2 protein-coding genes are annotated in these 2,260 nt (G+C 66.4%); one reads left to right on the forward strand and one right to left on the reverse strand.

Translation table 11 applies throughout. From position 1 onward, the window contains the following. Window positions 1-1,570 (reverse strand): PucR family transcriptional regulator (locus tag AC2VOG_RS06245; RefSeq protein ID WP_486939046.1); only part of this gene is annotated, 1,570 nt, incomplete at its 3' end. Window positions 1,571-1,652: 82 nt separating this feature from the next. Here AC2VOG_RS06245 and AC2VOG_RS06250 point away from each other — a divergent pair. Beyond that, window positions 1,653-2,260 (forward strand): aldehyde dehydrogenase family protein (locus AC2VOG_RS06250; RefSeq protein WP_486939047.1); only part of this gene is annotated, 608 nt, incomplete at its 3' end.

Below are 2,260 nucleotides of genomic sequence, written 5' to 3' on the forward strand. Positions count from 1 at the left end.
CGACAGCCCGCAGTCCCAGCGAAAGTAACAGCCGGACATCAGGATCGGCCAACGATGTGGTGAGTAGCGACTCTATTCGGCGGATGCGGTAGCGCACGGTGTTGGGATGTAGGTGAAGCTTTCTCGCTACGGCGGCAACGTCGCCGAACTCGTCCAGATACACCCGTAGCGTCTGAACCAAGGCCGGGTTGTAAGCGTGCAACTCGCGGATGCGCGGGTCCACCAGGCGAGCGTCGGTGCCGATCATCGTGACGATCTCGTCCAGCAGCACGGCGGTCCGGGCTTCGGTCAACGATGTCACCGCCGGAAACGAATCTGGATGCCGGGCAACACTATCCAGTACACGATCGACCTCTGAACGCAGGGCCGGCAAGCCGGCCAGCCCGGCCAAAGGTGCGGCGACCACCGCCCGTAGCTGCAGACCCATTTCGGTGTGCAACGCGCTGATCGTGCCGCGAACCCACGACTGCAACGACGACCGCTTGGCGGTCTGGGGAAACAGCACATATACCCGTGAGCCGCGCGATCCGACCTGCGCATCGGCGCGAAAAGCGTTGGCGCTCAGCGCGAGAACATCGGCCAGTCGGCCATGGCCCGAGTTGTGGCTGTCTGGATGGTCAAACGCAACCAATGCGGCCTGGCCATCGGTGACCGCCCCGAGTTCGTGGGCTATCGCATCCACATCGACGGGCCCGCTGTCGATGAGGCCGAGGAGTTGTTGTGCCCGCATGGTATGGGCGGACGGCCTGGCGGCCAGCCGCGCCATGATGCGGGCCGCGAGCACGGCGGCACCGCGTAGCATCTCCTCGGCATCGTCGGCCAGCGGTCGCGACCCCTGCTGGACCCAGATGCAGCCGGCGAACGCCGGTGTCTGCCGCGCGTCGAAGCCCGGCTGATGAATGCCGACGGCCAGTCGCGGTCGCAGCCCCAGTTCCGGTCGCTCGGCCACGCGCACCACGTCGCCGCCGGCGCGCAGCGCGTCGAAAATGCCCCACTGGCCGATCCAGCTGAGATGTTCAGGCGGGCCGGCACGGCCCAGGATCGACAACCGTCTCAGTTCGTCGGCCTCCTCGTTGGATGCCGAATAGGCCAGCACGTGGGATTGCTCGTCTTCGATGCTCACCATGCCGTGGATGCGGTCGGCCAGTGATTGCGCCAACCCGAACAGGTCGGCACCGGAATCGTTGCCGGCATCGCCGTGATGTTCCAGGACGTGGTCGACCAGTCGATACAGCCGCTCCCAACGGGCCCTGGGATCGACGGCCACCACCGCCGTTCCGGTCACGACGGCCCGGGCGACCAGCGCGGCAGACGGCTCCTTGGCGAACACGGCCACCGGGGCCGCGCCGGTGGCAGATTTCTCCAGCCAGCGCTGTGCCGCACTGTCGGGGACACCGAGCAGAAAGAAGATGTCGGCGGAATCCGAGTCCCGGCGCATTCCGAGCCGCACATCGTCGGCGTCGATCAGCGCCACCGACGCGACGCCCAGGTCCAGGCCGCGGGGTGCGTCGATCAGCCTGGCCACCGTCGTGTCCAGGGCTAACAGCAGCTGCCCGAGCCCCACACTCATCTTGGCCGATTCTACTAGTTAGTCGATGCGGGCTTGTGTGATCGACCAAAGCAACACGGCGCTCACGCTGAGATGCTGAGACATGGACGCGATTACCGATGTACCGCAGCCTGTCAACGAACCCATCCACGACTACGCGCCGGACTCGCCGGAGCGGGCCCGCCTGCAGACCGCGCTGGTCGCGGTTGCCGATAACCTGATCGACTTGCCGCACGTCATCGGTGGCATTCATCGGATGGGTGACGGCGAGCGGATCGACGTTGTCCAGCCACACCGGCACCGCGCCATGCTGGGCACGCTGACCAATGCCCAACACCGCGATGCGGCGGCGGCCGTCCAGGCCGCGTCGCTGGCTCGAACAGACTGGGCGGCGACCCCGTTCGACGAGCGGGCGGCGATCTTTCTGCGTGCCGCGGAGCTACTGGCCGGTCCGTGGCGGGAGAAGTTTGCCGCGGCGACCATGCTCGGGCAATCCAAGACCGCGTATCAGGCCGAAATCGACGCGTCGTGCGAGACGGCGGACTTCTGGCGGTTCAACGTCGCTTTCGCCCGGCAGATACTGGCCCAGCAGCCACTGAGCGGCAGCGGCGAATGGAACCGCACCGACTATCGCCCGTTGGATGGATTCGTCTATGCCATAACGCCGTTCAACTTCACCTCGATTGCGGCCAACCTGCCCACCGCGCCGGC

The sequence above is a fragment of the Mycobacterium sp. TH-M11 genome (genome assembly GCF_057473725.1).